Origin of the sequence: Halalkalibacterium ligniniphilum (genome assembly GCF_000334155.1) — a bacterium.
Taxonomy (GTDB): domain Bacteria; phylum Bacillota; class Bacilli; order Bacillales; family Bacillaceae_D; genus Halalkalibacterium; species Halalkalibacterium ligniniphilum.
This window is the reverse complement of sequence record NZ_ANNK01000019.1, coordinates 1-7,085: the sequence shown is the minus strand read 5'-3', so window position 1 is coordinate 7,085 and position 7,085 is coordinate 1. Positions and strand designations below refer to the sequence as shown.

Annotated in this window: 9 protein-coding genes; 5 read left to right on the top strand and 4 right to left on the bottom strand. The window is 42.0% G+C overall.

The genetic code is table 11. The annotated features are described in order from the left end of the window. The first annotated feature begins 354 nt into the window (after positions 1-354). Complete coding sequence (locus tag BLT_RS24645; RefSeq protein WP_268871111.1) at positions 355-480, top strand: hypothetical protein; 126 nt, start codon at positions 355-357, stop codon at positions 478-480. Positions 481-539: 59 nt separating this feature from the next. Next, positions 540-1,325: a PAS domain S-box protein gene (locus BLT_RS0101675; protein ID WP_017726096.1), complete on the top strand. Its 786-nt coding sequence runs from the start codon at positions 540-542 to the stop codon at positions 1,323-1,325. A 464-nt stretch (positions 1,326-1,789) separates the two neighbouring features. Here BLT_RS0101675 and BLT_RS0101670 read toward each other — a convergent pair whose 3' ends face one another. After that, a complete protein-coding gene (locus BLT_RS0101670) occupies positions 1,790-1,993 on the bottom strand; it encodes a hypothetical protein (protein WP_017726095.1) in 204 nt (67 codons plus the stop codon). 889 nt (positions 1,994-2,882) lie between these two features. On the opposite strand from BLT_RS0101670, the gene BLT_RS0101660 reads away from it, so the two are divergent. Together BLT_RS0101660 and BLT_RS0101655 are read left to right on the top strand one after the other, a co-directional pair. Next, positions 2,883-3,272 carry a sporulation protein gene (locus BLT_RS0101660; protein WP_017726093.1) on the top strand — a complete coding sequence of 130 codons (390 nt, stop codon included), beginning with the start codon at positions 2,883-2,885 and terminating at the stop codon, positions 3,270-3,272. Positions 3,273-3,331: 59 nt separating this feature from the next. Continuing rightward, on the top strand, positions 3,332-4,144 hold the full coding sequence (locus tag BLT_RS0101655) for a TerC family protein (RefSeq protein WP_017726092.1): 813 nt from the start codon (positions 3,332-3,334) through the stop codon (positions 4,142-4,144). A 552-nt stretch (positions 4,145-4,696) separates the two neighbouring features. On the opposite strand, the gene BLT_RS23915 is transcribed toward BLT_RS0101655, so the two are convergent. Both BLT_RS23915 and BLT_RS0101645 read right to left on the bottom strand, forming a co-directional pair. Beyond that, complete coding sequence (locus BLT_RS23915; RefSeq protein WP_161603232.1) at positions 4,697-4,840, bottom strand: hypothetical protein; 144 nt, start codon at positions 4,838-4,840, stop codon at positions 4,697-4,699. 61 nt (positions 4,841-4,901) lie between these two features. Continuing rightward, entirely contained in the window at positions 4,902-5,393 is a 492-nt protein-coding gene (locus BLT_RS0101645; RefSeq protein ID WP_017726090.1) for a competence protein ComK, read from the bottom strand. 218 nt (positions 5,394-5,611) lie between these two features. Between BLT_RS0101645 and BLT_RS0101640 the strand changes: the two genes are divergently transcribed. Then, the gene (locus tag BLT_RS0101640; RefSeq protein WP_017726089.1) at positions 5,612-6,121 is read left to right on the top strand and encodes a sigma-70 family RNA polymerase sigma factor; all 510 of its coding nucleotides are present in this window, start codon (positions 5,612-5,614) and stop codon (positions 6,119-6,121) included. Between the two features lie 360 nt (positions 6,122-6,481). On the opposite strand, the gene BLT_RS0101635 is transcribed toward BLT_RS0101640, so the two are convergent. Further along, a complete protein-coding gene (locus BLT_RS0101635) occupies positions 6,482-6,751 on the bottom strand; it encodes a hypothetical protein (protein ID WP_017726087.1) in 270 nt (89 codons plus the stop codon). Positions 6,752-7,085: the final 334 nt, after the last annotated feature.

Sequence of the window (7,085 nt, the reverse complement as noted above, 5' to 3'; positions counted from 1 at the left end):
GGGATCAAAGGCAAGGGTGGGACCCCACAGTGCAAAAAGCACGAGGAGGCTCACCAGCCGCCCGCGGAAAGCGAAATCTATTTCCGAAGTGAATGCTATGCAGCAACGATCATGACGTCCGGATTTCTTATTAATAAAAACTCTTTTGTCTCAGCCCCTAATTGAGATCGCTATGTGAATAAAATCGATTAACATGATCCCCGGTACGCTTCAATATGAACTTAACCTTAAACAAACGTTTGATTAAAAGCAGGTATTTTTGCTTCGTATCAGCCATTTGCTTTTTCGTTGGTCATGTAGTTATTCATGCTAAAGGGCATTTTTTTGCGAAATCCCATTTCGGTATGTGCAAGAATGGAAGACGGCCAAACGGCACCCGCCCATACCTCAGATGGTCCGTCTTGGAAACGGTTTGCGATCTTAGCTGACGTTTTACAAGATACAGAGATGATTTCGTATGATATGATGAGAAAAGAATGAATAGAAGCTTATCATGCTTAAAGATATTCATTAATTTATACACTAGGAGGCTTTTGCTCATGGACGCAACAAGAGAAGCCTATCAAGCACTTGCAGCAAAAGAAGAAATGTACCGGCACATCGTTGAATATTCACAAGAAACCGTGATCATTCATGCCGAACATAAAGTCTTATATATTAATGAACCAGGCGCCAAGTTTTTAAGAGCGCCGCGGGAGGATATTTTAGGGGCGTCGATCTTGGCCGTTTTTCAAAAAGAGGACCAAGCAGCCGTAAGAGAACGAATCCGCAGGGGAATAGAAGAAAATGTTGCAGGTGAACTGATTGAAAAAACCATCATTCGCCTCGATGGCACCCCTGTTGACGTTGAACTGAATTGCCATCCATTTACCTTTGGTAAAAGAAAGGCGATTCAAACGGTGATTCGCGACATTACTGTCCGGAAAGAAGCCGAAAGAAGACACCAAGAGGTCCTACGTGAAATTAACGAGTTATCTGCTCCGGTCGTTCCTCTTCTAGAAGGAATCGCCATCCTTCCGCTTGTGGGCTCCATCGACTCAGAGCGTGCAAAGCAGCTTTTAAACAATTTGCCTTCAAAAATCCAAGAAGAAAAGGTCAACTCCTTAATCATTGATCTATCAGGGATTTATACCCTTGATGGTATGGTGATCAACTCTCTGTTTCAAATGATTGACGTCCTTAACCTGCTCGGCACCCGTTCGATCATTTCAGGCATGAGACCTGATCTCGCCCAGATCGCCGTCCAATTAGGTGTCGATTTATCTTCTTTGCAAACGATCGCTTCCGTACAGCAAGCGTTGCATTCTCTCGGTGTGAGAAGGTAGCTTAAATGTTTTTTTGAAAAGGGGTGGAGCGGCACAAGGAAGCGTTGCCACAACTTGTACTGGAGCTTCGTCCCCTTTTTTTCACAAAAGTCTTATAATCGATTCATTTCTCCCAACAATGCCAATAATAGGTTCTTCCTCTACAAGGAGGATCACGAATACGTTAAAAAAAGAGATAACAAAATCAATGCTCTTGATGATCCGCCATTTTGACATCCCTTTACTTTTCTAATCGCTTATTTAAACGGAAGTAAAAGGTTTGTATTTTATACGAAGGCATCCGTGGAATTTATGTAGGAAGCAGATTCAAAAAATAAATAATATCATTCTTTGTCCTTGCTCTATTATTAAACCAACATCCTTTACCTAAATATCATTTCTTGAACCTATTGCAGCTAAGCTGTTACCTTTAAATCGTTAGCCTTTGGAGGGTTCAAACGTTTGCTCAGCCTATTGTATCTTCGTTAGATACCCATTCTTTTTCGTTGATTGTTCACTTTTTTCGTTTGCTGGCTTTTCATTGTTTTTGTCGTTTGCAGCGTTTTGTAGCTTGCTTTTCCGGCAGCTGCTTGTTGTTTTTTTCGTTCAAGCTGCTGCTTAATGGCTTCTTGCAGGTTCACTTTCTTTTTCGGTGCATCTTTTTGATCTTCATGGTTTGTGTCAGTCATAAAAATTCCTCCTAACCAAGGTAGTGAAGTAGATTCAGTATAATCGATTCTGTTCTTGAGAGATACTGTATTGCTGAAAATTCGAACATGATGTGGCTATGAGTGTTTCAAACGAAATGGATATTGACTTTTAAAATCGCTCGTATTATGATTAGCTTACTAGCCGAAGAGTTAAGGCTACCGCTCTACTTGAGCTTATAATACTCCAAAGGGGAGTAGCTTACAGTTATGTCGACATTCCGTGATGGATAAACCGTCACCGGCTTAACTGGCAACATGAAATATGATCTGTTGTTTGCGAGACCTTTGCCAATTTGGTGAAGGCTATTTTTGTACCTAAAAACCTTCACCAAAATCGTGGTGAAGGTTTTTTATATTGTCAGGGATAAGACTTCCGTGCAAAGCCTTTCCGCTCACACCGCCCTGATTTCATCAGCTTCGGTGCAACCGATGTATTTTTTGTACTCCTTGTAGGGAAATGTTCCCGCTTATGAGAGCTTGAATGGAAACAGGGTAGAGCGCTAGGAGAGATTGAGGGGCATATTCACCTTCTATTCTGCACGGGAAAACACCCCTGCTTATGAAGAGAAATACAGGAGGAGATCAACATCTAAACCATCTCATTTTTGATTCACTGACATTGACAATGTTTTTTCAAAAAGGAGAAAGAGAACTTAATTGGACATAGACGTTCAAAAAAAGCTTTTAGTAGTCATCACCTTGCTTGTTACTTTTAAGCTGTTTGCTGTAACGATTATCACCTTGGATCTGAATCACCCTCCAAGAAGCCTTTCGTTACATGCCCCACAGCCACAAGCACAAGTTCAGATGATCTCACATTCATTTTACAACCATAAATAATTGAAGTTTCCTTAGGAGGATAGGTTTCGTGTTATTGAAGTATTTGCGTTTTTTGAAAATTGGATCGGCGAATGTCGACCTCGTGTTAGATAGAAAGGAATGCGTTGCTGGAGAAAAAATTTCTGGCTTTTTCAATCTTCAAGGTGGCTGGGGCACACAAACAATTAAACGACTTGAATGTGACCTTGTTGCCAAGCGTACAGGAGAAAAAGAAGAAAAAATCATTGAAACGGTGACGACGCTCCTGATGACAAAAACATTGGATTCAGGTGCCCGTGCAGAAATTCCTTTCGTTTACCAATTGCCGAAGAAGCTAGAGCCTTCTTCCAACGGCATTTCCTATCGATTTCAGACACGATTGGTTTTCAGTGATGACGTAAAAGACATGGACCATGATGAAATTAAAATTTTTGCCTAAGCTTAATGGTTAAGCCATTTTGCACATAATAAATCATAAATAAAGGGGATATTGAATAAATGGACATAGCGTTATTGTTGGAATATGGATGGGTGCTGCTTATCCTGATTGCATTAGAGGGTGTGTTAGCAGCGGATAATGCCCTCGTTATTGCGACGATGGTCAAGCATTTACCGGAAGACCAACGAAAGAAAGCCTTATTTTACGGATTAGCCGGAGCCTTTGTATTCCGATTTGGCTCGTTGTTTGTCATCTCGTACCTCGTTCATATTTGGCAGGTTCAAGCGATTGGTGCCCTTTACCTATTTGGAATTGCGATCTATCACTTATTGAAGAAGCATGTGCTTAAAAAGTATGTAGCGAAAAAAGCAAAAGAGCAAAAAGGATCTGGCTTCTGGATGACCGTTCTTAAGGTCGAGCTTGCGGACATTGCCTTTGCTGTTGATGCAATTCTTGCTGCGGTTGCCTTAGCTGTGATGCTCCCTACTACCAACTTACCAACAATTGGCGGCTTAGATGGTGGACACTTTGCCGTTGTCCTTGCCGGAGGAATCATCGGTCTTGTGATCATGCGATTTGCTGCAAGCTATTTCGTTACTTTGTTAGACCGCAAGCCTGGACTTGAAACGGCTGCCTACCTTGTTGTTGCCTGGGTAGGGGTTAAGCTCGCTGTCTACTCCTTGTCCCACCCAGAGCTCGCGATCTTGTCTGAAGATTTCTCAAGCAGTACAGAGTGGAAAGCCGTCTTCTGGTCCGTTCTTCTCTTAATCGGAGTGGGGGGATGGTTTTTATCGAAAGACAAGGGACAGGATGATCAAAAGGTTCAGGAAAAACCGATTGAAATCATCGAAGATACAACAATGACAAAATAACATCATATCTCATATAAGGAAGGGTTAGCCAGATTTTCTGGCTAGCCTTTTTTATACGTTAGGAAAGCTACTTTATCCACTTTAACGATCGACAAGTAGATCTGTTCGTGGCACTATATTTTTCGAATACACTGTGATTTACATGGAGTGGCAGATGGGTTAGACTAATTGCCCAAAAAAGCTTGTTTCTCCGTTCTTTTCAAAAAATCTGTCCGCAGAGGCTAGCGACAAAATCAGAATAAATAAATTATATTAATAACGAATCAATATACTGCCATTTGACACATCCGTAAAATGCCAAATACAAGTACCTAAGTCCGAGCGACAGGCTAGCAGCTTGAAGTTGCTGCTTCTTCTACGTTTTCGAAGGTTGCCCCTTGAACGGGCGCTTTTTTTCTATTTTTTTCACAAGGAAGGGGCCGCTCCACCTTTTTCAAAAGCCTGCATGAATGGATCGAGTTCGTCAACGAACGCTGAGCATTCTTTCAATGAAGGCGGTGCAAGCCACGGACTTCCTGCTTTATCACCCTGTAAGCTCCGTCCCCTTTTCCACTAAATCAACGTAAGCGGCTCACTCTTCCCACAAGAATGAAAACGAATCCTTAGAGAAGCCTTTTCAATGAAGGGGTGTGTACGGAAGGACTTCGTTACTTCCTCATCTTGAACTGAAGCTTCGTACCATTCTTCATTCTCCACAGAAAAGCCCTCCACATGAGCATCTCCCCTGTCTTTTACTTAACCCCCCAACAACAATTAATTACTCCGGTCGAAAAAAGCGAAACCGCCGTCCAAGAAAATAGCCAAGGCAAGCAAAGCCTTGCTGCATCTGCCTATTTAATGAAGGATAAGACACATCAACGGTTAGTTCCGTACCATTTGGAAATTGGACGAGACTTTTTTGCTTTTGCGCAGCTGTCTTAATATCAGGAAATTGATTGACAAAAATCCAGGTGCAAGCTGTATGTCTCGGAGAATGTGTCGGAAAGGCAAGAAGATTGTGGTGCTCCTGTACGAGAATCGGTAGCTTATAGCTTTTGTTCATCACATAAGCCGCCCACTCCTGCCTCCCCCGTAATGAAGCGCCAAACTGTTTGCAATTACGTTTTAAAAGATCAAGGGGCTTCCCTTTCACATAATAGACCCCACTTGTTTCAAGCACCTTTGTCTGATATTCAGGGTGAAAATGAGGGCAGAGAGCCAGCGTTTCCTGATTCACCTCGTAGTCTTCTAAATAATTGTTTTCGTCCATGATCCATCTCCTCCTTAAATCTTATAAATTTTATTAAAGCGCTTACATAATTGTCCTTCAATTTTGCAAAAGCTCCCACAGAAAACGGGTGGTTTGCTTTTTCTCACGCTGGTGAAATCGTCATTTTGTTAAGGTGAATTCATCTTCGTTCCGTCCTACAATAAGCGTAATCCGGAAATCCACCATGAAAACTATAGTTTTTCTAAAAGGAGCAAGCATTGAATGGTTCATCATTTGAAGACGTGTTGAAAGCCTTTGAGCCGTTGATTAAAAGCCAAATAAGAAAGCTCAACCTTTTTACGAATCATGAGGAATTCTATCATGTAGCCGTCATTGCTCTATGGGAAGCGTACCGTAAATTCGATGATAAGAAAGGCAGTTTTGAAGCGTATGCCAAGCAGACGGTGCGAGGATATTTACTGATGCAGCTTCAATCGGAGCAAAAATTTACCAAGATGCATAAAATTCATCATGACCCGTATGTCGACGAAAACCGAAAGGACCCTTGCGTTCATTATGATACGTATGACATGGATTCCATCACTCCTTATGTACACAGCCTCTCCCCTCGTGAACGATTATGGGTCTATGAAGCGATTATTGTCGGAAAGAAAACTGGTGAAATTGCAGCGGAACAAAACGTTTCCACCAACACGGTCGGAACATGGCGAAAGCAGGCACTGAAAAAAATGCGCAACAGCCTTAAAGACCGTTCCTTCAACGTTTAGTTCGCCTTTCTCTCCACCTTGTTTGCAACAAGCAAACAAGAAATTTATCCTATCTAAGATAAAATTATACAAATATTCTGTAAGCTTTTCAATTAATTTCGCTGCTTTTTTATCAGTTTATACTGATTTTTACAAATGAATACCCGAACCATAAATAGGCAAATAGTTCCACAAAATTAAGAGATAAGATGGGACCAGGGCGGATGGGCTCCGGGCAGTTGGCACCAGAGCAGTCCGGCTCGGGGCGGATGGCAACAGGGCAGTTGGCACCTGAGCAGACAGGCTCGGGGCGAATGGGGCCGGGGCAGTTTAGCACTGGGAGGAACAGGACAAAGCCGATGAGCTCTGAGCCCCTCCTCTCTACTGCTGGTATTTTGTTTGAACGAATTCTAGGTCAGACATGAGAGCTTTTAATTCCACTTGTGTGAGTGGCACGAGCATTTGATCATAGAGGGTAATGATTTGGCCCTCTTTCTCATGCTCGTGCTTTTTTAAATAATTGTACAGGTCGTGCAATTGGTTTTCTTTTAAACTCGATTCTGTGGTAAAGGATTTCACTTTTTGTAAGGAGAAGATATTTGTTTCGTTATCAAACTCACCTGAAATAATTTGTCCGTTAAAATACGGCATGCTGTCCTCCAAAAATATTTCGATTTTTGTCGTACTTTTTCTATGGTAGTTTGCCCACTTATATGAAAAATAATTGGGGGCAGAGCGATTTGGCTCGGGAGAGATTTGCACCGGGCAAATAGGGTCAGAGCTGTAATTGATCCGAGTAAATAGGGCCAAGGCAATTTTGCTCTGACCCTATTTGTTGTTCATTGGTCGGTTTTTAGTTATTTTGTGCCGAATCTTGCACCCAGTCGTCTTTTGCATTGATAAAATCGCTGTAAGCATTTGCTGCACCGGTTGATGAGAATTCAAAAAAAGAGAGGACTCGATTCGTTGAAAGAAAGGGGAGATT